This is a genomic window from Psychrobacter sp. PL15 (assembly GCF_035984995.1).
Taxonomy (GTDB): domain Bacteria; phylum Pseudomonadota; class Gammaproteobacteria; order Pseudomonadales; family Moraxellaceae; genus Psychrobacter.
The window spans coordinates 144,549-167,093 of the sequence record NZ_JAXCIB010000008.1 but is presented as its reverse complement, the minus strand read 5'-3'; the positions used below and the strand labels follow the sequence as shown (position 1 = coordinate 167,093).

The following is a 22,545-nucleotide window of genomic DNA, read 5'->3' as shown; positions in this document are numbered from 1 at the left end:
GAATATTTATCTGATTTTCTATCTAATCTTTACTGTAGTAGGGCTTGGCGATTGCTTTTATCTTAATGTCACTCAGTAAATATCATTCATCTTAACACCACGCAACTCAATGCCACGCAACTCAATACCTCTTTGAAACCCGGTTATTCAAAATCTTTTTCTCACCATTTATATCCATCATACCCCGCCAAACAGATGCTGCTGCTTGCACAGCTAGCCGTTATTTCTATTGCTTGAGCTGGTTTAAGTTTGAACTCCTCTATCTTATAAACACTGTCAGTGTCCCTTTTATTACTCCTACGTTAGGTTGGTACTTTTGCAAGTAATAATACAGTAAATATAAAATAGACTTTAGTCGTCTAATTATTATTTTAAATGGTTATTAAATCAAATGGTTATACTTAGATATTTAGGAAATGAATCAAGTCACTTACTTCATGAATTGATTGAATTTTTGATAGATTATAATATATGGTAATTCACTTAGATATTAAGTCTCTTTCATTCAGAGCTAATGTTTCCGGCGATAGTAAATGGAGTTGCTATTATATCTTCACAATGGGCTTTGCCTGGCGTCTGTATGCTGATTTGAAAATCAAAGGCACTTTCGATTTTAGGACTAAAATTCAACAATTAATGTCAGCTTAATATTTTAGCTTAATATTAATACTAGGTATTTTACATGGGCTACAGCGTACGGCTTGGATGGGGTAAGGATGTCCAAGGTAAAATAACACTGAGCAATCGAACCACGTTTTTGATAGTTTTTATATAAAAGAGTAGATACTACCAGTTATTTTTATAAGTGACTTGCAGTAATAATTTAGCTTATGATACCGTCATCACACCCTATAGTTAATGACAAAAAGCATGAAGTTTAAAGACAAGATGAGGGCTGAATATATGCTATCCTCAACTGCTTTATATTTTATTATGATAATAAACAGTGCGTTAGAGAGTGGTCAATAGGCACAAAATTTTATAATAAAAACTATCTACTGTTATTGTCTTGTTATTGTCAATAACAACCTTGATGCACAGTGACTGCTAACTGCCTGTTATTTGAACGACCTATAATTTTGCTATTCAATGTTATTTAATCGATATTGTGGTTGCTAAATGAGTTTCAATATACCGTTATTACTGTCACCCACTTTCTAAAATCGTTATCTTAAGCCTTTCACTTTTTAGTATTGTGCCTATCTATAGAGACTGACCATGAGCGACTTCCGAGATCCTAATGCTAAGCAAGAGTCCAATGCTAAATTGCCGCCTGAAGCTGAGCTACCACCCTATCGTCAACCCGATACATCGACTAATAAATCATCGTCGAAGCTTCCTATGTGGCTATTGCCAGTCTTAGTGGCCGTGTTAGTTGTTGGTGTGCTGCTCGGTAAATATTGGGGTGGTAATAATGATTCTAAAGATGAGCAAGCGGTCGCTTCAAGTGTACAGAGTAGCGGTAGTAGTACTGCTGTTGATACAGAACAGGCGGTATTGTCAGTGGAAACGGTGATGCCAAGTCAAGGTAATATCGGTAATACGTTGAGTGCCGACGGTACAATTAGTGCTAAAGATATCGCTAATGTTGGCGCTAAAGTTAATGGCGTGACGATTGAGCGTATATTGGTCGAAGAAGGCCAGCGTGTCAAAGCGGGTCAAGTACTGGCGATATTCGACACTGACGCTATGCAGCAGCAAGTCTTGCAAGCGCAAGCGGATGTGGCAGAAGCGGAAGCGACTCTTGCCAATGCCAGCGCTGATGCTGCCCGTGTGCTACCTTTACTAGATATTGATGCGATCAGTAAACAAGAAGCTGACCGCTATCGCACTTCAGAATTACGTGCCGCGGCTTCATTACAGGCATCCAAAGCGCGACTTAATACTCAGCGCTTAATGGTGGAAAATGCCAAATTGGTCGCTCCAGTTAGTGGCATCATTAGCGAAAAATTAGCTGAGGTTGGGATGGTTGCGGGTAGTGATCCTTTATTTACCATTGTTAAGGGCGGTATCTTAGAATGGCAAGCAGACATTGATCCCAAACTTATCGGTGAAGTACAAGTGGGTACACCTGTTAAGGTCAGCCTACCAAGAAATCAATCAGTCATGGGAGTGGTGCGACGAATCGCGCCAACCGCGGATAACAATCGCCAAATCACTATCCATGCCAGTCTAGCAGCCAATTCAGGTGCGCGTGCAGGCATGTATCAAGCAGGCGAATTCCTATTAGGCAGTGCCAGTACCCAAACCGTACCTAATAGCGCCATTGTTAGTAATGACGGTTATGATTATGTGATGCTTGTGACTGATATTAGTACTCAAAATGGTAAGGCTATCGGTCGTATTCAACGGCAGCGAGTGACCCTTGGCGACCGTTATGGTAACGGCGTGGCAGTCACAGAACCCATACCTGCGGACAGTCGACTGGTTAAACAAGGCGGTAGCTTTTTGAATGATGGTGATTTGGTACGGGTCGTTGATATAGTGCAATCAGCAAACACAACGTCAAATTCAGCAGCACAATCAAAAGCAAATGGCGCTGGTGCACAATCGCAGGGACAGCCATGAATATAAATGTATCAGCCTATTCAATTAGAAATCCGTTAGTTGCCATTTTATTATTTGTCTTATTAACACTCGGTGGCGTGTTTGGTTTTCGGCAAATGAAAGTTCAGCAATTCCCTGATATTGACTTGCCAGCGGTGGTGGTCACGGTAACGTTACCGGGTGCTGCCCCCGCTCAGCTTGAAAATGACGTGGCAAAAAAGATTGAAAACCGGCTGACCAGTATTAATGGCATCAAGCATATTCGCAGTACGCTACAAACGGGTGCGGCTACTATTGTCACTGAGTTTGTCTTAGACAAAGATATTCAAGAAGCAGTCGATGATGTGCGCTCTGCAGTGGGAGAAGTGCGTGGTGATCTACCGGCTGCTGCTAATGACCCTATTATTACCAAAGTCTCAACCTCAGGCTTCCCAGTCGTTACTTATTCTGTGAGCGCTGACAATATGAGTGTTGAAGACTTATCCTGGTTTGTCGACGACACCATCACCAAGCGTTTATCAGATATCCAAGGGGTAGGATCGGTCAGTCGAATTGGTGGTCTTGAGCGTCAGATTACTATTGCTGCTGACCCTATTACGCTAAGCGGTTTACAGTTTTCTATCGCTCAGTTATCACAGCAGGTTGCTGGTATTCAGCAAGACAGCTCCGGCGGTGAAGCTGAAGTGGGTAATACCACTCAGACCATTCGCGTATTAGGAGCAGTCGAACGTGCTCGTGAGCTGAATGATTTACAAATTGCGGTTCCTACTGGCGGCACGCAAGCGCTTGGGCGTATGGCACAAGTAACGGATGGCGCCGCTGATCCGAATTCTATCGCCAAACTGAATGAGCAAACGGTAGTCGCCTTTAATATTACACGCTCGCGCGGTGCTAGTGAAGTTGAAGTCACCAAGCGGGTTGATGCTGCGCTTGAAGAGTTAAGCGTAGATATGAGTAATATTTCCGTTGAAAAAGTCTATGACCGAGCAACACCAGTAGCCGAAGATTATGAAGCATCGATAAAGATGCTGATTGAAGGTGGTATCTTAGCCGTGATTGTCGTGTTCTTATTCCTACGTAATATTCGCGCGACCATTGTCACCGCCGTTGCGTTGCCCCTATCGATTATCCCTACCTTTTTAGGCATGTATTTATTTGATTTTAGTCTCAATATTATTTCGCTACTGGCATTATCGCTGGTTGTGGGTGTGCTGGTTGATGACGCCATTGTTGAAGTCGAAAATATCATGCGCCATCTGCGGATGGGCAAAACGCCTTATCAAGCAGCGATGGAAGCCGCTGATGAAATTGGGCTAGCCGTTATCGCGACTACCTTTACCTTGATTGCGGTATTTTTGCCTACTGCCTTTATGGGTGGTATCGTTGGTCAGTTCTTTCGACAATTTGGTTGGACGGCGGCGCTGGCAATTTTTGCCTCTTTGCTAGTCGCTCGTCTCATTACCCCCATGATGGCGGCCTATATTCTGCGCCCTGAAAAGCACTATGTTGAAAAACAAGGTGCGCTGATGACCTGGTATCTGAAGGTAGTGTCGTGGACGCTGCATCATCGTTGGTTGACGATGGGCGCTACCTTGATATTGTTTGTGGCGTCATTGTCACTAGTCAAACTGCTACCAACCGCATTTATTCCAGATAATGATATTGACCAAACCCGGGTAGCGATTGAGCTGACCCCTGATGTTGAGTTGGCGGACACAGAACGAGTCACGGCGTTGGCAAGCGAGCGTATTTTAGCCTTACCTGATGTGATAAATATTTTTAGTGCCGTTGGTCAAGCGCAAACGTCCACGGGCCCTAATGCCAGCTCCGGAGGTGGTACAGCAAAAAATACTGCCAGTCTCGACATTGTGTTGGCGCCGAGAGCGGAGCGCAGTTCTAAGCAAGACATTGAACGAAAAATCAGTGCCATACTAGCAGGGGTACCCAGCGCCCGCTTTACTGTCGGGCTATCAAGCGGTGGCGAAACCGGCTATAACTTCTCTTTGACCAGTACCAGCCCAGACACACTTGAACAAACTGCCCAACAAATTATGGCGGACATTCGCGCGCTACCAATGGCCGGCGATGTGACTAGTGATCGTAGCTTACCGCGCCAAGAGCTGACCGTAACTCCTGATAGACTGGCGATGGCGGATAAAGGGGTGACCACTCAAGATATTGCCACCACTTTAAGAATTGCAACGGTCGGCGACTATGAGCAACGCCTATCTAAGCTTAATCTTGACACTCGGCAAATACCAATTGTGGTACGACTGCCTGATGTGGCCAAACAAAGTGTGAATCAGTTAGAGGGCCTATATGTTCCTAGTGCGCGACCGGCAGGACAAGGGGTTCGAGTAGGTGAGGTGGCGACTCTAGAGTTCGGTACTGGACCTGCGCGAATAAGCAGACTAGATCGTGAGCGCTCTATTAGCATTACCGTGCAGCCTGCGAACGGCGAGCTTGGCGAGCTGGTAAAGGCGGTCGAAAACTCTCCTACTATGCAGAACCTTCCCGCTTCGATTACGGTGATAAATCAAGGTCAAGCAGAGAATATGTCTGAGCTATTCAGTGGCTTTGTCATCGCCATGTCAGTAGGTGTGATCTGTATTTTAGGGGTGTTGATTCTACTTTTTGGACGACTATTACAGCCTTTCACCATTCTTATGGCTTTACCGTTGTCGATAGGTGGGGCGTTTGCTGGCTTGGTGATCACTAATAGTAGCTTGTCTATGCCATCGATGATTGGTTTTATTATGCTGATGGGTATCGCTACCAAAAATTCTATCTTGCTGGTGGATTATGCGCTGATCGCTCAACGTCGTGGAATGGAAAGATTTGAAGCCATTGTTGATTCGTGCCGTAAACGTGCTCGTCCTATTATTATGACCACTATTGCAATGGGCGCTGGCATGTTACCGCTAGTATTTGGCTGGGGTGACGTTGATCCTACGTTCAGGCGGCCGATGGCAGCAGCGGTGTTGGGCGGTTTGGTGACGTCAACCTTGTTAAGTTTAGTCGTGATACCAGTGGTTTATACCTTGATGGATGATGTCTCGTCATGGTTTGCTAAATGGCTTATTCCGCATGGTAAGGACCATGATGAAGATCGTCCAGTGGCTGATGAGTTACAAAATTAAAAGGCCAGTTGCTGACATAGTTTGGTCGGACTTTTTTTAGCTGGTTTTACCGATTGGTTTTATCAGCTAGGCCAGTTATGGTTAAGACTATAACTGGCCGTTACTTGAATCTTAGATTAACAAATGAAGTGCACAGAGTGAGATCTGTCACTCCGTTCTTAAAGCTCATTTTTTAATACAGACTCAGGTAGGTTTTGTACCGCCAAGCTTGCCGCCTCGATAGCACCAGCAGTATAACCAGAAAACGATTCAGACCATTCGCTAGCTGTGCCAGTCAGGCAATCTTTCCATACGCCTGATAGCGCTTTGGCAATGGGTGCTGACCCATGCTGACCTTCACCATTAGCATCAGCAGCTGTTGCTGTAAATGAATCTCGTGACCAATCTTTGAAATACTCCATTTTAGGTGATTCTGCTTCTGGTCCGAATAAACGGACTAATTGCGCACGACAATGTGCTTTTAACAGGTCTTCAGAAACACTTTGACGAACCTGAGAGGGAACGCCTAAGAAACCAAACAGTGCACCACTGCTATTTGTTATGGAAGCATCATGGATTTCAGTAAGTGGCCCTTGTGAACTTCGAGCTGCTCCCGATAGCCCTTGTTGTCGCCAAAAAGGTGTGTCGTAAATTGCAAAGTACTTAGCATGTGGCGCCATCCAGGTCGGCGTCTCGCGCCATTGTTTGCTTAAGGCTGCTGGCAAAGCAGGCACAAACTCTATACTTTCTTCTGCCAAACGCGGCGGTAACGCGAGTAACACGTGCTTAACTTGCCGAGTCGTCACTTGCCCAGACGAGTCTTCGCTTGCTAACTCAATATAGTCACCAGTGTTATTCAGCCGACGTACTATCTGGCTGGTGAGAACGCGGGTGGCATCTAGGCGACAATACAGGGCATCAATTAATGCTGCCATGCCACCTGTGAGACGCATTGAGGGTGGTGAGCTTTTGTATCCTTGTGTGCGAATAGGAGGTGCATTTGGCGAGCGCTCAACCATCATGTCTCCTTGTTCAAACTGGGCAAAACTTTCCAACTTTAAATCATTGATCAGGCGGCCTAATTGCTGTTGATAATCAGGCCAAAACCAAGAGGGGCCCAAATCGAAACTGTTTGTTACTGCCACTGTTGCGGGGTCAGAAGCAGAATTTGCCGAACGCATATTTTCAACAACATGATGCTCTTGAGATCTGGCCGCGACAATACGACCGCCTAACGTATCGCGCGCTTCTAACAGTATATAATCAATACCTTTTTGCTCTAACAATAACGCTGCATATAAACCACTTAAACCGCCACCCACAATTGCAACCGGTATATTTTTCATATTAATTTTCCACTATAGTTAAAATACCTTAAAAACGCGACGGTACTGTTGGTATAAGCTTCTTGCAGCCTCTTCTGTCTGCGTAGGCACAGCAAGTAAGAAAAACGTATGCCAGCAGTAGGTTATGTATCGATATTACTTTTCATTGACTATAATTAACGGATAGAATATTTTTTAGTACGACTATGCAAATAAACTTAAAGACTAGTAAAATCGATGCTCTCTATTTGAGCAAGATGTCCGGTCTTAAGGTAAACCGTGACGCCTTCTGCGCCTGCGTTTATCTTTGGAAGCTCACCTGTGGGTAGGCGTATCCAGCCACCGCGCTTATAGATTTGACCGGCGTCTATCAACTCACCGGCTATTACTAGCAGTTCTGCACCACCTACTATGTCAGTAGTGAATAGTGCTTCGCCTGCATTTAGTCGCTGCAAGCTAACCTGTTCGTTGTCGTTTGAGAATAAATGACAGACTTGACGTTCTTTCTGCTGTTGCCAATTCTTTGTATCTTGGGTATCGATAGCCACTTGGCGGTCTTCATCTGCCGACATCTGCCAGAGTTTGACGAAGATAATAGCCCCTTCGCGACTATAAGGCTTATGGCCTGACTTTGGCGGACTACGTAGATACCAACCTGCTGGATAATCCTGATCGTCGGCAGAAAAGGTGCCAGACAATACTAAAATCTCTTCGCCACCTGGATGTAAGTGGTGTGGAAAATAAGAATCAGGGGCATAGCGTACAATACTAGTGGCACGAGCCTTTTCTTCGCCCACGCGATCAAGCATTACCCGTTCAACACCATTTTGTGGCGAGTTAACCCATTGGTAATCTTCAGGTGCCAATGCTGCGCTAAGTGAAAAATCTGCATTAAGTAACATAGAGTGTCTTCCAACAATGATGATAGAGTATCTGGCTGACTTTATGTGATCTGACCCATATCAGTTGGTCTGATATCAGCTGCCAGTTCTTTTAGTAGCGTTCAATTATCAACTGATTTACTTCTTTTGACAAACGAGATAATATTCATTACTTTAAAAGAAAATGTTTATCGCTATGAAAAAACCCGTTCATTTAAATGCTTTACGTGCTTTAGAGGCCAGTGCTCGTCATCAAAGCTTTTCAGCCGCCGCGCAAGAACTGAATGTGACGCCAGCTGCCGTTGGCCAACTTGTACGTACGCTGGAGGACTGGGTAGGAACGCCCTTATTTTATAGAAAAACCAGCGGAAAATCTCGTTTGATTGCTACTAAAACAGTTGAATTGGCATTACCTGATATACGAGTTGGCTTGAACAGATTGATGCTTGGGTTAGAACAGTTGCAACAGGAGTCAAATAATGGGGGACTCACCGTAACTGTCAGTCCGGCCTTCGCTGCCAAATGGTTGTTGCCACGTATTGATAGATTCCAAAGTATCTGGTCGGACATTGACGTGCGCCTCGATATTAGCACTAAGTCAGTAGATTTTGCGGTGCAAGACGTTGATATAGGAGTACGCTACGGCTCTGGTAATTGGCCGGGGTTGGTGGTGGAAAAGTTAATGGAAGAAGAGGTTTACCCCGTCTGTTCTCCGCAGCTGTTACAGGATCAGCCGCGGCTAGATTTAACCCGTGAAACGCTTATTCATGACCATTCAATGGATGATTATAGCGGTCTACCATCGTGGGGAACCTGGCTAAAAAAAGCAGGTTTAACAGAGACAGATCTAAGAGAGATCGATACTTCGCGCGGTATGCAAATAAATAATTCTGCCGCAGTACTGCAAGCAGTTATCAATGGGCATGGCGTCGCGCTGGCTCGTAGTGTTATGGCTCGTGATGATTTGGCGGCCGGACGTTTGGTTCGGCTGTTCCCTGAGATTAAGTTCGTTTCTACGCTTGCCTATTATGTCGTCTATCGACCTGAATGTGCCAGCATGTCAAAACTAAAGGCATTTCGTGATTGGTTGTTTGAACAGGCTGCAGCAGATGAGAGTTTTTTTAATTAACCATAGACCTAGGTCTTATACCTCTATGCCTTATACATCTATGCCTTATACCTCCCTATGTCTGGCTCTTTACGAGCCGTAAGCATTATATTCAACCCACTTTATAATGACTAACACTATAATATTTGCGGTTTATTTCAATGTTCAGACGCTTACAGTGTTCAGAAAAAACTTTATTCATTAAATTAGGTCTACGATTCCTTCAGCATATTTCACAATAGTTATTAATTTTTAGGTTTATCCCAATAGGGTTCTTCGCCAAAGCGTTCAGCAATAAAATCAATCAACAATCGGCAGCGCTGAGATAAAAACCTATTTTTTGGGTAGACGGCATAAGCATTCAATGTGGGTAACTGATAGTGCTGAAGCAGTGGTACCAGCTCACCGCGTGCCACTGTTTGGTAAGTGATAAAGGTAGGCAAAAACGCAATGCCGTGACCCTTCACCGCCATATCAAGCAAAAAGTCACCATTGTTGGCTTTGATCTTTGAGTTCATCGATATGTTGTGCTTTTGTCCCTGTTCATCTGTTAACGCCAAGTTGTTGTGACTACCAAGACCGTATTGTAAAAACATATGTTGCGCGAGCTCCCCTAAATTTTTGGGGGTACCCATTTTACTCAGATAGGCAGGACTGGCGCAGAGCGCATAACTAATTTTGGTTAGGCGTTTGGCTTGATAACTGGAATCTTGCAATTTACCGATACGAATTGCCAACTCGTACCCTCCTGCAACCAAATCAACCTGCCGGTCAGAGAAGTCCAGTTCAAAGGTTAAATTAGCATGTTCGTTAGCATAGTCATGAATTACCTCACTGAGATGCATCAAACCGAACGATAGCGGTGCGGTCATTTTTAGCGTGCCTTCAATATGAGATTTTACCCCACTGGTTTGTTCATTTAGGGCATCAACTTCACCTAGAATATTGTTAGCCCGTTGATAATAATGTTCACCAGCTTCTGTTAAGTTGGACCTACGTGTGGTTCGATTCAGCAGCTGGCCGCCCAATCGAGTTTCTAAATCTTTTAAGCGACGGCTTACTGCTGACTTTGCTATATCAAGCTGCTCTGCTGCTTTAGTGATACTACCGGCGTCGACAATGCGCACGAACATCGCCATATCTTCTAGCTGTCCCATTATTGTTCTCCAAATAAGAACTTATATTTGTAATTATTGCTGTTTATCTAGGTCTCGTCAATAATTAAGATGTCACTATCATTAAGATCTGAACTCACAAAGTAACCAAAAATACCTATGAGTAAACCATAACGTTTTAGTACTCTTACCGGCCGGTTCTTTTTAATGACTTTCTTTACACTATCCCGCTCAAATAAAATTGCTGATTGGGTGAGTACTCAAAAAATAAGAAAAATGTGAGGTGCCTGAGGGAATGTTACCATTAGTCATTATTCTCGAAGTGCTCAGAGGAACAGTTATCGTCGTTGGTTTCAAAGCTCAATAGCGCCAGGCAGGAGTATTAATATGAATGTTAGCACGAGTATGAACACCGAAAAAAATAGTAGCGAATCATTATACAGCCGCACTGTGGCACAACAGTTTTCTGGCATCGAAACCGCTGACGGTGATGGTGTGAAACTAACCCGCATCATTGGCTCACCGTATCTCAATATGCTAGATCCTTTTTTACTGCTTGACTGTTTTGAAAGTGATAACGCCGATGATTATATGGGTGGTTTCCCGACTCACCCACACCGAGGCTTTGAGACCGTCACTTATTTACTCAATGGTCGTATGCGTCATAAGGATAATACAGGCCATGAGGGCGTGATTGAACCGGGCGGTGTGCAATGGATGACCGCAGCCAAAGGTATTCTTCATTCTGAGATGCCAGAACAAGAAGATGGCCTATTGAAGGGTTTTCAGCTTTGGGTCAACCTACCGGCTTCAGCAAAAATGAGCGAACCGGCTTATCAAGAATACCCACCAGAGTCGACACCGCTTGAGCGCCGTGATAATGGTACTGAGGTTCGAGTCATCGCAGGGCAAACCAATCAGGGCACTACAGGGCCAGTGGTGAATAATTATACCAATCCAACGTATTTAGATGTTAGCCTGCCGGCCAATACTACTTTTGAGCAGACACTACCAGCGCAACACAATGCCTTTATTTATGTCATAGAAGGTAATGTAAGTATTCTGCATACCGAGGATGACGCAGCTGAAAGACAGACCAATACACTAACCGCAAAAAACCTTGGGGTATTGACTAAGGGCGACCAAATTCTGCTGCATAGTGGCGATAATGGCGCGCGCTTACTACTGATTGCCGGACAACCTCTACATGAACCCGTCGCCCGTGGTGGCCCCTTTGTAATGAATACTAGAGCTGAGGTCTTACAGGCCTTTGAAGATTTTAATGATGGCAGTTTTTAGACTAAAACAGTAATCAAAACTAAAATAAATAGGAGATAAATATGGGCTTATTAGTTGAAGGCCAATGGCAAAATAAATGGTACGACACAAAATCTAGTGGTGGCCGTTTTGAGCGTAAAGACTCCAGTTTCAGAAATTGGATAACCACAGATGGTAGCGCTGGTCCATCGGGCATTAGCGGCTTCAAAGCCGAGCCTAATCGTTACCATTTATATGTCTCTTTGGCGTGTCCTTGGGCACACCGCACCATTATTTATCGCAAATTAAAAGGCTTGGAAGACATGATTACCATGTCTGTGGTCAATGCTTTTATGGGCGATGAAGGCTGGACATTCAATCCTGGCGCTGGTGTTATAGCGGATCCAATTTTCAACGCGACTCACTTGTATAATATTTATACCGCAGCCCAAGCGGATTATACTGGCCGAGTCACTGTACCTATTTTATGGGACAAAACCACCAATACCATTGTCAGTAACGAGTCGTCTGAGATCATTCGCATGTTTAATACGGCATTTGATGAGGTTGGTGCATTAGCAGGTGACTTTTCGCCGTCAGAGCGGTTAGAAGAAATCGATGCGTTAAACGAATTTATTTATCCTGTGGTTAATAACGGGGTGTATCGCGCAGGTTTTGCCACCACACAAGACGCTTATGATGACGCGGTAAGTGAGGTGTTTAATGGGCTAGATACCTTAGAGATACGCTTAAAAAACAGTCGTTATTTAACAGGGAGCACCATAACCGAAGCCGACTGGCGACTATTTACCACGCTAGTGCGCTTTGATTCTGTTTATGTCGGTCATTTTAAATGCAATCTGCATCGTATTGTCGACTACCCCAATCTTTGGGGTTATTTACGAGACTTGTATCAGGTGCCAGGTATTGCAGAGACGGTGAATATGGAGCAGATTAAAACGCATTACTATGCCAGCCACGAAACTATCAATCCAACACGCATCATACCCATGGGTCCTAAAATTGATTTTAATTCGCCGCATAAACGCGACCTAGTATCGGCAAGGGATGAATAAAAAGAATTGTAATTGGGATTAAGATGGCCATAACTGGCTATAAAAAATGACTGTTACAAAGAATGACTGTCACAAAAATTAGAATAAAAATGCCTGCTATTGCAGGCATTTTTGTCTGTAGCAGATGTTGAATCATCGGAGAATGGGTACTTCCACTGTACCTTTAATATTGACCCCCGACACTGATAAGTCGCGCGACAAGCTAGTGAGATATTGCAGGTTGTAACCATAGACCATTAAACCGAGTTGCTCACCGTCAGCTAGCTTTTCAGTAACACCTACCATCGATACCTTATGTTTGCCTAAGCCACGTAACGGCTGCATTTGTTCGTCGAGCTCGCCAATACCAGCCAAAGTAAGTGGACTAATCAGCTCAGGGAGCGGTATAAAGGTTGGTGCCAGTGGGCTAGTTAGTGCTGGAGCTGAGTTCGGTACAGGAATCCTGCTAGTTGGGATTTCAACATTCAAGCCTTTAGTGGTAATCCCATGGTATCAGATTGATTTTCGAGCACTCGACCCAACGACTTTTTTTGATCTAAATCCATTTGTCATAACGTCTGTTATGGGAACACGTTCGGTGCGCTATACAAGTTTCGAAATATCGGCTAATAGAGGTTGAAAACTGGAGGCGTTCGACCATCTATTGTCTGCGATGCTCAAAGCTTTGCCCGCTGAAATTATCTTCGCCGCATAAAAAAGTACGACGTACACAACGGGACATACCATGACAAATTTTTAAGAAATAGATTTGAACAGCTTCAGCTGGCTTCGAAGAAGTGAATAACAGGGATGTTATTCATAAAGTAAGGCGTATCAACCAGGGAAACTCGTGTTGCACAAGATTGCGTTATAATGCGTTCCTAATCATTCAAAATAGTGCCTGAATAAAATAGAGAAACGAATTAATATTGAGTTAATTAGCTGGGTGTCCGGCTATTTTTTGTCCAGCTATTTCCATGATAAATGTATAGTATTTATATTTTAATAAGGTTGGTGGCAATAAACATGTAATATTGTTATTCAGTTTTCATAAAGCAGGATTTCAGGATGAAAAGCAGTATTACCGCCATTGGAACCGCAGTCCCGCAGCATAAATTCACGCAAAGCGAAGCCGCAGTGCTCATTGCAGAACGGTTGCAATTGATTCCCGCAAAAAAAAGACTACTTAGATTTATTTATAATGCGACGGGTATTGAATCGCGGCATAGTGTGCTCAGCGATATGGGGCATCTCTCAAATTCCAGAAGTGACATATCATTACCTGATTTAACCACAGCAGGCCGGATGGTACTTTATAAAGAGCATGCGCTGCCGTTAGCCGTTTCTGCTATCAAGCAATGTATGGAGCAGTCCGATGCCACATTTGCCGATATCACACATGTTATTACAGTCAGTTGTACAGGCATGTATGCGCCCGGCTTAGATATTGAAATTGTGCAGCAATTAAAGTTACGCACCGGTGCCAAACGCACGGCAATCAATTTTATGGGATGTTACGGTGCCTTTAACGCGTTGAAGGTGGCAGATGATGCCTGTCGCGCGAATAAAGACGCTGTTGTTTTAGTTGTGAGTGTTGAACTTTGCAGTCTGCATTTTCAAAATGATGATGATTTGGATCATCTAGTTTCAAATGCAATTTTTGCAGACGGTGCAGCAGCGGCACTGATTCAGCCTATGGCTGAGAACCGGAAGAGCCTATCGATCGAGGCCTTTAATTGTGATTTATTACCACAGACCAGCGAAGATATGGCATGGCATATAAGAGATTCAGGGTTTGATATTGTTTTAAAATCCTATGTTCCAGAAGTGATTGAGTCAGGGATTGCGGAGTTTATGGAGAAACTATTGAGACAGGAAGCGATCACCGATGTCAATCACTATGCAATTCATCCAGGCGGTATGAAAATACTGCAAGCCTGTGAAACAGCGTTGAATATTACAAAAGACGAAAACAAGCATGCTTATCATGTGATGCGTGAGTATGGAAATATGTCATCAGCCACCATCTTGTTTGTTTTGAAAGAATTGATGGCTAATTTGACAGTTAAGAATCATCAAGAAACTATTTTTAGTTGCGCTTTTGGACCTGGATTAACCTTAGAATCAATGTTACTTAAGATAAACCAGCCGAATTAAACATAATCAAGCTTTTTGAGTACAAGGTTTACTAGCTTAGGCGATTGTTTCATTAGAGGAAGAGCCGATTGACCCACCCTTGGTTGCAGTAATGCGGCGTTAAGTACGTTCCCTAATAGTACTTTTGTTTTAATCGACTTCGAATAGTTGATACGATAGAGCTTAGGTTGTTGTTTTAAGTAAAACTGTACAGCCTGAATAGCACTATCAACACTATGCGCAAATCCAGAGCCAATCGCAGGGTAAAGCGACGCTATTGCATCCCCTATCCAGTAGCTGTTAGGCCAGTTAGGCGGGTTTTTTTGAGTAAATGCAGGCGCGCGACCTGACATAATGTCGATAGCACTAAGATCAAGTGGGGTGAATAGCTTTTTAAGCACAGGATGAGATTGTGTCAGATGCTGAAAGTATTCATTCGGCGAAGTTGCAGCATCAACCGCTTCTCGTTTTGCCAAACAGGAACAGTTACTTATTGTCTCGCTGATTGGAACAATTCCTAAATAAGCTTTATCCAGACTGAACATCTTAAGACTATGATCATTTTCGGTATGGGAAAAATGCAATTTGAAACCAAAATAAGGCAGAGCGATTTTTTTATTGTCTGTGTTGTTGCCAAGTTTACCCGTTGCAAAAAAAGCACTTTTAGCCTCAATGATTTCACCCGTGGATAATTTGAAGTAAAATGGCGTTCTCTCAGTGGCAGGTGTTGTGTACTCTAGATAGGTGTTTTCACGTATGCGCCCACCCAGTCTGCGTGCTCGTGCAGCTAACTTTAGCTCAACGTCACTTCTTGATATGCCAGCAGAGGGCTTAGTGAAGTGAATATCTAATTGTTTGCTTCCAGCATAAAATGTGGCATGAGGAATGGGGATAAAAGGATCAATATCCCAAAACTGTAGTTGCTGCGTCGCAATCGGTGCTAAGAATTCGCCACACATTTTAGGTGTGCCGATGGTTGAGCCTTCGATTAAAAGCGCTGCTATACCTTGATCCAGCAATGCATTTAGGCACGATAGTCCCGCAACGCCACCACCGATAATGACTACTTCTTCCAAATGATAATCCTCCAACGAAATGGGAAACACCATTTAACTTGGTAGTGTTTCATTCCTGCTTGTTCTAACAGGGTAATTAATTCTTGACGGATAAAGCCGCGTTTGATAGAGATAAGACCATCATAGGTGATGAGCCTATTGCGAAATAAGATTGGGCTGAAAAGGTAGTAAAACCAATAGGCAATGGGGTTGCGGTGCAAATCATTGATGATGACTTTGTCTTTTGTGGTGCGTAATGCTTGTTTGAAAAAAGCAATAATTTCTTCGTTGCTCATATGGTGGCAAACCATTGTTGCCAAAATGATATCAACACTATTTTCATCAAATGTTAATTCAGGTTCAGCCATTTTCTCAAATTTCACATTTGAGGTATCCGATGTAAATACGGACTTCTCATGATTAGCCATATCAATTGCTTCAGATGAGATATCAATGCCATGGAATGTCATCTTTGGAAAATGACGACTGAGATTAAGAATAAATAAGCCTGCGCCACAACCAACGTCCATCACATGCGCTTTTTTCCCACTTTTCTTTAAAACATTCACTGTCCCGTGAAAGGTTCCAAGAATTTGGTTGATACGAAATAGCATTTTTTGACAATGAGTAAATTCTTCCGCGGTGTAGTTGCCCGGACCTAAATCGAGAATTTCTTTTTCATTTGAGCGATGTGATAGCATAGTTTTTTTCCAGGAATTCATTTAATGCCGCAAATAACAACACATTCACTATAAATACAGAGAGACTAGGGTCTGTTGAACATTCATAATTTCAACCAGATATAAGCGCAAGCGAGAGCGACTGTATTCTCGTAACGTTTCAGAATCATAGCCTTTATCGGCGCATAGAATGTCTGTATCGCTTAAATCTATCTTATCAATTAAGTTTGGTGCAACTTTAACATCGTGGGTTGTACCATTCGATAGAATAGAGGTGATTACCATGAGCATCCACCGCTAAGTGAATCTTAGTAGCACGACCTGCCACACTTTTACTGATAGCTTGTGCCTTTTCATTACCACCACTACTGTGCTGATAAGCTTTGTAGACCGTATTAGGCTTGCCAAAGTAAGCGGGCAAATCACGCCAAGGACAGCCAACACGCATACGATACAGCACACCTTCAACCGTATTCCTAAGATTTCCTTTGTCATAGATATTAAGTTCTAGTAATATAGGTCTTAGTCTTGTCCAATGTTCATCTTTGAGCATTGTGCGAGGCATAGCAAACGAAGTCTTTTTTGTGTGAGAACTTAAAGATTACTCGTTTGCTATTTTTTTTGCCACTAATTTATTACTGTTATTTCACCAATGTTCAACAGACCCTACATGTTTGGGATAGAGGATTGTGGTTTTCACTACACTCTCGATGAGCTGTTCAATCCTTATAGAGCGCAGCAGGCTTTTGAGAAAATGAGCTATTCAACTCTAGGGAGTGCGCAAAATACTAATTATTCAATTACAGTCAGTGATTTGAAAATATTGTAGATAGCATTAACTCCCAAAAGGGGCCACTCGTCTGGATTTGGAGTCTACGGTTTTTATTTTTTCGTGGGAGTTGTGCTAAGCATTAGCGCCTTGTGTGGCTCATTCTTGGCAGGCTGAAGCAGGTATGTAAAGAACACAAATGATTATATGGCAAGGATTCATGAGTTGGTCTAATAAAAATCTTCCCAGAAGAGCTGTAGGCGTGCGTATCCCTGATTCTCGGAATTATTTGGATGGTGCGTCGTTGTAGTGTGGAAGGCTTCAATACGGTCGTTGCCTAAAAGGAAATAATCGTAGGCTATAATCCAGTTTAAACCGATAGAAATTATCGATACTATTACTGCGCGCCCGTAGCGACTATAGGTGGTCATTCTAAAAAAACTTATTACTGAAAGGCTTGGCAAGGTTAACTTAGTGGGGTTTGGAACGTTCGGAACTACAAACAAGCGACAAGGGCGGCGTGTATCCTGAATCTTTCGGAGTAAAAATTCTTGCGCAATCTATGATAACCGTCAAATTCCTTTGTCCAAAACTGGTCGTCCCTTACAATGCAATCCATCTCTTGATGGTGTACGGTCCGCATAAATTGGTACATGTATATTTTATGCGTGTCTATTTTCCCATTTTGTAGCCTTAAAAAGACCTTCATGAGAGTCATGCCCACCTAAGAGTAGGGGTTTAGCCTAAAAACCTGAATTTGGGGGCAAGTTTATCTAATGTAGATACTTACATGTTCCGTTGTCTGTTATAGTATTGATTAAAAAATTGGCTTATCACTATGATCCTAAAGCCTGATAATGATGGCGCCTTTACCATTTCCTTTCTGCTTTTACCTGAATACGCAATGGTCGCCCTGCTGTCTGCCATTGAGCCGATGCGAGTAGCCAACCGCTTTGCCGGCCGTGAGATTTTTCGTTGGCAATTGCTCTCCGAGGACGGCCCACCGGTGGTAGCGAGCAACCTACTGGCATTGCAACAAACGGTTGCTATCTGTGATGCCGCAGTCCCCCTTAATATTTTTGTCTGCTCCAGCTTTAATCCGAAAGACTATATCCGGGATGACACCATTGCTTGGCTTAAAAAACTCAACCGGGGAGGCTCTTTAATAGGTGCCATGGACACCGGCTGCTATCTTCTGGCTGCAGCCGGGCTTCTGAGAAAGCACAAAATAGCCCTGCACTGGGAAGCAGCACCTTCTTTTCAGGAAGATTACCCCGAACTGGAACTCACCAACGAGCTGTTTGAAGTAGATCACAATCTGATCACCTGTGCCGGCGGAACCTCGGCCATCGATCTGATGCTTTATATCATTCAGGCAGAGCTCGGCCACGGTCTCGCAATCAAGGTTTGTGAACAGTTTATAAAAAGTGGCATCCGTCAGAAATCGGACAAGCAACGCATTGACTTATCCGCACGTCTCAAAATATACCATCCACGACTTCTGCGCGTGCTCGAGAAGATGGAAGCAAATCTGGAGTCGCCCTTGTCCACCGAAGAGCTGGCAAAATACGCACACATTTCCGTTCGTCAGATGGAACGCCTGTTTCGCAGTTTTCTGAACGATTCACCTTCTGGCTATTACATGAAGTTGCGGCTGGAACGATCTCGACAGTTGCTGAAAGAGTCCAGCTTGAGCATTTCTGAAATCAGAATCATCTGCGGATTCAATTCAGCTCCCCATTTCACGCGAAGCTACCGCAAACATTTCGCTCGCAGCCCGAGTGAAGACCGTTAGCCTGTATAAAGAAATCTTGAATGCGCCGCATTCGTTCTGACTTACACCTTGGGTTGTACGACAGTCACTCCTTTGAGTCTGGGACGATCCGCTTCCATCTCCAGCAGCGGCGAAATCACGTTCATGCTCGCAGCCGAGCGCCAAGCTAGCGTCTGATATTCTTGGGTATTGAGGCCTTTCCAGTGCAAATCCTGTTCGCTAACCTCACGAATCACTTTGGCAGGCGAACCTACCAACAACTGGCGGGGCGCCCCCTTAAAGCCGGCCTTAACAAAACTGCCAGCGGCAACGATGCTGTCCTCACCAATAATGGCACCGTCCATCACTACCGCATTCATGCCTACCAGTGCATTACGCTTAACCACACAGCCATGAAGAATTGCGCCGTGCCCAATATGACCGTTAGCCTCAACAATGGTGTCGGTGTCGCAATATCCATGCATCACACAACTGTCCTGAAGATTGGAACCATCCTCTAAGATTAAGCGGCCGTAGTCTCCACGCAGAGATGCTAACGGAGCAATGTAAACATTGGGGCCAACAATCACATCACCGATCAGCACTGCTGTGGGGTGAACATAAGCACTGGGATGCACCACCGGAATCAAACCTTCAAACTCATAACAGGGCATAGAATTCATCCTTTGATTAGCGTTGCGGAGACGCGCCTGTCAAGTGTTCACCACCATCCAGGGCGAGACATGTGCCGGTGATAAAACTAGCAGCAGGTGATGCCAAATAAGCTACTGATTGAGCAACTTCTTCGGGTAAGCCCATGCGCTTTATCAGTAGCTTATTGATGCCATCCTGCAGCGCAACTGGGTCATACTGATCCAATGCTTCAGTCTTAATAGTGCCCGGTGCCACGGCATTTACTCGAATACCAAGATTTGACCACTCCCAAGCTAAAGTTCGGGTTAAGTTGACGACACCTTCTCTGGCAGCACCCGCGTGCGCCATACCGGGCAGCCCGTTGGCCTGGCACAAAACAATATTAATGATACATCCGGGTAGTTTGCGGTTCATACAGTGCCGGGCAAAAGCCTGACACATAAGAAAAGTGCCGGTGAGGTTAAGGTCAACAACCGACCGAAAGCCATTGGCAGAGAGCTCTAGGGCAGGCGCAGCAAATTGTCCACCAGCGTTATTAACCAATACATCAATACCAATTCCCTGTAGCTCCAGCTGTTCTATTAGACCTGCCACAGAGTCGCTATCGCGGATATTGACTGCCAGTTCGATCGCATCGACACCAGCCTCACGCAGGCTCTGTTCCGCTTCAATCAATCGCTCCTGGTCTCGAGCCGCAATCACCACCCGAGCCCCCAAAGTGCCGAAATTACGAGCTATTGCCAAGCCAATGCCGCTCCCGCCACCGGTTATCAAAACCGTTTTACCGGCAAACAAATCAGTTCTAAATATATTTTCCATAACCTATCTCCTTTTAACGCCCTTTCCAGATTGGGGGGCGGCCTTCCGCAAAAGCATTGCTGCCTTCTTCGGCATCCTGTGATTGAAGCATGCGTCTGTAAGCCGGCAGCGATCCACTACGCTGAAGTTCAAACGCTTGCTGCACGGAAATTGATTCTCCGGCGGAGACTAGTTCCATGATTGCCTGTTGAGCTAAGGGAGCACTTGCAGCGACTCGTCCGGCCAGCGCCAGTGCCGTCGCTATCAATTCGTCCGGGGCAACAACAGCGTTCACTAGTCCCCACCGCAGAGCCTCCTCTGCACTCAGGCGACTACCCGTTAGTAGCATCTCCATAGCAACTGCTCGAGGCAACCGCTTGGGCAGACGAAACACGCCACCTGAATCGGGAACAATACCAATCTGAGCTTCGGGTAGGAAGAACTGAGCATGGTCAGCTGCCACGATTAAATCGCAGGCCAAAACCAGTTCAAAACCACCACCAACTGCCATGCCGTTAACGGCGGCAATAACAGGCTTGGTCAGACTGAAAAGCTCGGTCAGCCCGGCAAAACCACCAGGGCCGTGGTGAGCATCTACCGCTTCCCCCGCGGCGGCTCCTTTAAGATCCCAGCCCGCTGAAAAGAAGCGTTGGCCAGCTCCAGTAATAATCGCAACCTGAAGAGAAGGGTTCTGCTCAAATTCAGCCAAGGCCTCGTAAAGCTCAAAACTTGTGGCGCAGTCTATCGCATTAGCTTTGGGGCGATTCAAGGTGATTAATAACGCTGAGCCCCTGTGTTCGGTATGTACAGACACTGACATATTGTTCAATCCATCTTTTGTTTTTGTATTGGTGTTCCATTGCCACCACCTTAGCGCAAAGCTCGATATACCCATTGCACAAAATCGTCATAAAAATGCACCAAAACGACAGAACAGATTTTACGCCACAAAACGACACCGCTCATTGTCGTATTTCACGATAAATACGTCGTTTTTAATCAACCAAACCCTTGCACTCCTGCGTAGAGTAAATAATAGTTTAGGCCCGTAAACAAACGGCACGTAATCAGCAACACTAACATTCCCTGGAGACTTTACAATGGATTTTAATCTTTCTAAAGAGCATCTTGAACTGCAGGCAAAAGCCAAAGAGTTTACCGAAACCGTTCTCTTCCCCCATGAAATGGAGTGTGAAGAAAATGACGGCATCAGCCGTGAAACCCACCAAAAGATTATCGATGCCACATTGGCGTGGGGCTTTAACGCACCAAATCATAGCAAGGAAGATGGCGGCCAAGGCTTTAGTATCTTTGAACAGACCATTCTCAACGAGCAACTAGGCAAAGCCACTGGCGCCATCTGGGACGCGCTGTGGTATCCCTCTTATCCCATGCGCTTCGCTACTCAGGCTCAAAAAGAAGAATATTTAATCCCGACTTGTCAGGGCAAACGTCGGGACGCCTACGCCATTACTGAAGCTGATGCAGGCTCTGACCCGACTCAGTGCATGACCCGTGCAGACAAGGTCGAGGGTGGCTGGAAAATCAACGGTGAGAAGTGGTTCGTAACCATCGGAGACATTGCCGATTATATTCTAGTACACGCTCACGTAGATGGCGATTCAACCAAACCCACCGTATTTTTTGTTGAAAAGAACTTGCCTGGTGTAGAGCTCAAACGCACACCGCTTTATACCCACCATTTTGCTTTCAAGCACCCTGAGTACATCTTCAACGACGTGATTGTTGGAGAAGACAAAGTTCTGGGCGAAATCGGCCAAGGCTACGATATGACCAAGGATTGGTTTGTTGAAGCGCGCCTAGGAATAGCAGCCCGTTGTGTTGGTGGCGCCATTCGAGCCGCTGAAGAAGCAAACAAGTTTGCCGCCGAACGTATCCAATTTGGCCAACCGATTCGTGACTTTCAAGCGATTGAATTCATGCTGGCTGATATGGGCGTCGAAATAATGGCCGCCAAGTCTATGCTCTACCGACTGAGCTGGGAAATCGACCAGACCAGCGACCGCAAGCTTAATCACGCCAAAGCGGCAGCATTGAAGCTGTATTGTTCCGAAATGGTGGGCCGAGTTTGCGACAAGGCTGTGCAAATTCTGGGTGGTCGCGGTTACATGCGTGAACAAGCGGTTGAGCGTTTGTGGCGTGACACCCGAGTCGACCGAATCTGGGAAGGCACTTCAGAAATCCAACGTGTCATTATCAGTGGTCAAATTAAGAAGCGTGGCCTCGATATTTACACTGGTTGGTAAGTCCCCTAGGGCCCGCGCGAGCGCGC

General features: G+C 44.8%; 17 protein-coding genes and 1 pseudogene. 8 read left to right on the top strand and 10 right to left on the bottom strand.

Annotation, left to right across the window (positions count from 1 at the left end; genetic code table 11):
* Window positions 1–1,218 precede the first annotated feature (1,218 nt).
* The gene (locus RCH20_RS08880) at window positions 1,219–2,568 is read left to right on the top strand and encodes an efflux RND transporter periplasmic adaptor subunit (protein ID WP_327193331.1); all 1,350 of its coding nucleotides are present in this window, start codon (window positions 1,219–1,221) and stop codon (window positions 2,566–2,568) included.
* Entirely contained in the window at window positions 2,565–5,687 is a 3,123-nt protein-coding gene (locus RCH20_RS08875) for an efflux RND transporter permease subunit (protein ID WP_327193330.1), read from the top strand. The genes RCH20_RS08880 and RCH20_RS08875 overlap by 4 nt, the downstream gene beginning before the upstream one ends.
* A 158-nt stretch (window positions 5,688–5,845) precedes the next feature.
* On the opposite strand, the gene RCH20_RS08870 is transcribed toward RCH20_RS08875, so the two are convergent.
* Window positions 5,846–7,012: a flavin monoamine oxidase family protein gene (locus RCH20_RS08870; RefSeq protein ID WP_327193329.1), complete on the bottom strand. Its 1,167-nt coding sequence runs from the start codon at window positions 7,010–7,012 to the stop codon at window positions 5,846–5,848.
* Between the two features lie 197 nt (window positions 7,013–7,209).
* Window positions 7,210–7,893, bottom strand: coding sequence for a cupin domain-containing protein (locus RCH20_RS08865; RefSeq protein WP_327193328.1), 684 nt, complete (start codon window positions 7,891–7,893; stop codon window positions 7,210–7,212).
* Window positions 7,894–8,068: 175 nt separating this feature from the next.
* Here RCH20_RS08865 and RCH20_RS08860 point away from each other — a divergent pair, with 175 nt between their 5' ends.
* Window positions 8,069–9,001 (top strand): LysR substrate-binding domain-containing protein, encoded by a 933-nt coding sequence (locus tag RCH20_RS08860; RefSeq protein ID WP_327193327.1) that lies wholly within the window; start codon window positions 8,069–8,071, stop codon window positions 8,999–9,001.
* Window positions 9,002–9,225: 224 nt separating this feature from the next.
* On the opposite strand, the gene RCH20_RS08855 is transcribed toward RCH20_RS08860, so the two are convergent.
* Window positions 9,226–10,137 carry a LysR family transcriptional regulator gene (locus RCH20_RS08855; protein ID WP_327193326.1) on the bottom strand — a complete coding sequence of 304 codons (912 nt, stop codon included), beginning with the start codon at window positions 10,135–10,137 and terminating at the stop codon, window positions 9,226–9,228.
* A gap of 345 nt (window positions 10,138–10,482) precedes the next feature.
* Here RCH20_RS08855 and RCH20_RS08850 point away from each other — a divergent pair, with 345 nt between their 5' ends.
* A complete protein-coding gene (locus RCH20_RS08850; protein WP_327193325.1) occupies window positions 10,483–11,394 on the top strand; it encodes a pirin family protein in 912 nt (303 codons plus the stop codon).
* 41 nt (window positions 11,395–11,435) lie between these two features.
* Window positions 11,436–12,428 carry a glutathione S-transferase family protein gene (locus RCH20_RS08845; RefSeq protein ID WP_209956154.1) on the top strand — a complete coding sequence of 331 codons (993 nt, stop codon included), beginning with the start codon at window positions 11,436–11,438 and terminating at the stop codon, window positions 12,426–12,428.
* A gap of 132 nt (window positions 12,429–12,560) precedes the next feature.
* Here the strand turns inward: RCH20_RS08845 and RCH20_RS08840 are convergent, their stop codons facing one another.
* The gene (locus RCH20_RS08840) at window positions 12,561–12,896 is read right to left on the bottom strand and encodes a hypothetical protein (RefSeq protein WP_327193324.1); all 336 of its coding nucleotides are present in this window, start codon (window positions 12,894–12,896) and stop codon (window positions 12,561–12,563) included.
* A 579-nt stretch (window positions 12,897–13,475) separates the two neighbouring features.
* Between RCH20_RS08840 and RCH20_RS08835 the strand changes: the two genes are divergently transcribed.
* Window positions 13,476–14,564, top strand: a complete 1,089-nt coding sequence (locus RCH20_RS08835) for a type III polyketide synthase (protein ID WP_327193323.1) — start codon at window positions 13,476–13,478, stop codon at window positions 14,562–14,564.
* Here RCH20_RS08835 and RCH20_RS08830 read toward each other — a convergent pair.
* From RCH20_RS08830 to RCH20_RS08820, 3 genes and pseudogenes are all read right to left on the bottom strand, one after another.
* Window positions 14,561–15,619, bottom strand: coding sequence for an NAD(P)/FAD-dependent oxidoreductase (locus RCH20_RS08830; protein ID WP_327193322.1), 1,059 nt, complete (start codon window positions 15,617–15,619; stop codon window positions 14,561–14,563). The two genes, RCH20_RS08835 and RCH20_RS08830, sit on opposite strands and share 4 nt — an antisense overlap.
* On the bottom strand, window positions 15,607–16,299 hold the full coding sequence (locus tag RCH20_RS08825; protein ID WP_209956158.1) for a methyltransferase domain-containing protein: 693 nt from the start codon (window positions 16,297–16,299) through the stop codon (window positions 15,607–15,609). The genes RCH20_RS08830 and RCH20_RS08825 overlap by 13 nt, the downstream gene beginning before the upstream one ends.
* A gap of 126 nt (window positions 16,300–16,425) precedes the next feature.
* Window positions 16,426–16,843, bottom strand: a pseudogene (locus RCH20_RS08820) (transposase); the annotation flags it as partial.
* Window positions 16,844–17,885: 1,042 nt separating this feature from the next.
* Here RCH20_RS08820 and RCH20_RS08815 point away from each other — a divergent pair.
* Window positions 17,886–18,842 (top strand): GlxA family transcriptional regulator, encoded by a 957-nt coding sequence (locus RCH20_RS08815; protein WP_327193321.1) that lies wholly within the window; start codon window positions 17,886–17,888, stop codon window positions 18,840–18,842.
* 41 nt (window positions 18,843–18,883) lie between these two features.
* Here the strand turns inward: RCH20_RS08815 and caiE are convergent, their stop codons facing one another.
* From caiE to RCH20_RS08800, 3 genes are read right to left on the bottom strand one after another with little or no spacing between them, the layout of a single operon-like run.
* Entirely contained in the window at window positions 18,884–19,474 is a 591-nt protein-coding gene (gene caiE / locus RCH20_RS08810) for a carnitine operon protein CaiE (protein WP_327193320.1), read from the bottom strand.
* 16 nt (window positions 19,475–19,490) lie between these two features.
* Window positions 19,491–20,273: an SDR family oxidoreductase gene (locus RCH20_RS08805; RefSeq protein WP_327193319.1), complete on the bottom strand. Its 783-nt coding sequence runs from the start codon at window positions 20,271–20,273 to the stop codon at window positions 19,491–19,493.
* Window positions 20,274–20,286: 13 nt separating this feature from the next.
* The gene (locus RCH20_RS08800; RefSeq protein WP_327193318.1) at window positions 20,287–21,147 is read right to left on the bottom strand and encodes an enoyl-CoA hydratase-related protein; all 861 of its coding nucleotides are present in this window, start codon (window positions 21,145–21,147) and stop codon (window positions 20,287–20,289) included.
* A 205-nt stretch (window positions 21,148–21,352) separates the two neighbouring features.
* On the opposite strand from RCH20_RS08800, the gene RCH20_RS08795 reads away from it, so the two are divergent.
* Window positions 21,353–22,519 carry an acyl-CoA dehydrogenase family protein gene (locus tag RCH20_RS08795; protein ID WP_327193317.1) on the top strand — a complete coding sequence of 389 codons (1,167 nt, stop codon included), beginning with the start codon at window positions 21,353–21,355 and terminating at the stop codon, window positions 22,517–22,519.
* Window positions 22,520–22,545 lie beyond the last annotated feature (26 nt).

What these genes read in the sequence shown, in the direction of transcription:
- RCH20_RS08880 (WP_327193331.1), top strand. Translation starts at nt 1,219, where the DNA reads ATGAGCGACTTCCGAGATCCTAATGCTAAGCAAGAGTCCAATGCTAAA.
- RCH20_RS08875 (WP_327193330.1), top strand. Translation starts at nt 2,565, where the DNA reads ATGAATATAAATGTATCAGCCTATTCAATTAGAAATCCGTTAGTTGCC.
- RCH20_RS08870 (WP_327193329.1), bottom strand. Translation starts at nt 7,012, where the DNA reads ATGAAAAATATACCGGTTGCAATTGTGGGTGGCGGTTTAAGTGGTTTA.
- RCH20_RS08865 (WP_327193328.1), bottom strand. Translation starts at nt 7,893, where the DNA reads ATGTTACTTAATGCAGATTTTTCACTTAGCGCAGCATTGGCACCTGAA.
- RCH20_RS08860 (WP_327193327.1), top strand. Translation starts at nt 8,069, where the DNA reads ATGAAAAAACCCGTTCATTTAAATGCTTTACGTGCTTTAGAGGCCAGT.
- RCH20_RS08855 (WP_327193326.1), bottom strand. Translation starts at nt 10,137, where the DNA reads ATGGGACAGCTAGAAGATATGGCGATGTTCGTGCGCATTGTCGACGCC.
- RCH20_RS08850 (WP_327193325.1), top strand. Translation starts at nt 10,483, where the DNA reads ATGAATGTTAGCACGAGTATGAACACCGAAAAAAATAGTAGCGAATCA.
- RCH20_RS08845 (WP_209956154.1), top strand. Translation starts at nt 11,436, where the DNA reads ATGGGCTTATTAGTTGAAGGCCAATGGCAAAATAAATGGTACGACACA.
- RCH20_RS08835 (WP_327193323.1), top strand. Translation starts at nt 13,476, where the DNA reads ATGAAAAGCAGTATTACCGCCATTGGAACCGCAGTCCCGCAGCATAAA.
- RCH20_RS08825 (WP_209956158.1), bottom strand. Translation starts at nt 16,299, where the DNA reads ATGCTATCACATCGCTCAAATGAAAAAGAAATTCTCGATTTAGGTCCG.
- RCH20_RS08815 (WP_327193321.1), top strand. Translation starts at nt 17,886, where the DNA reads ATGATCCTAAAGCCTGATAATGATGGCGCCTTTACCATTTCCTTTCTG.
- caiE (WP_327193320.1), bottom strand. Translation starts at nt 19,474, where the DNA reads ATGCCCTGTTATGAGTTTGAAGGTTTGATTCCGGTGGTGCATCCCAGT.
- RCH20_RS08805 (WP_327193319.1), bottom strand. Translation starts at nt 20,273, where the DNA reads ATGGAAAATATATTTAGAACTGATTTGTTTGCCGGTAAAACGGTTTTG.
- RCH20_RS08800 (WP_327193318.1), bottom strand. Translation starts at nt 21,147, where the DNA reads ATGGGTATATCGAGCTTTGCGCTAAGGTGGTGGCAATGGAACACCAAT.
- RCH20_RS08795 (WP_327193317.1), top strand. Translation starts at nt 21,353, where the DNA reads ATGGATTTTAATCTTTCTAAAGAGCATCTTGAACTGCAGGCAAAAGCC.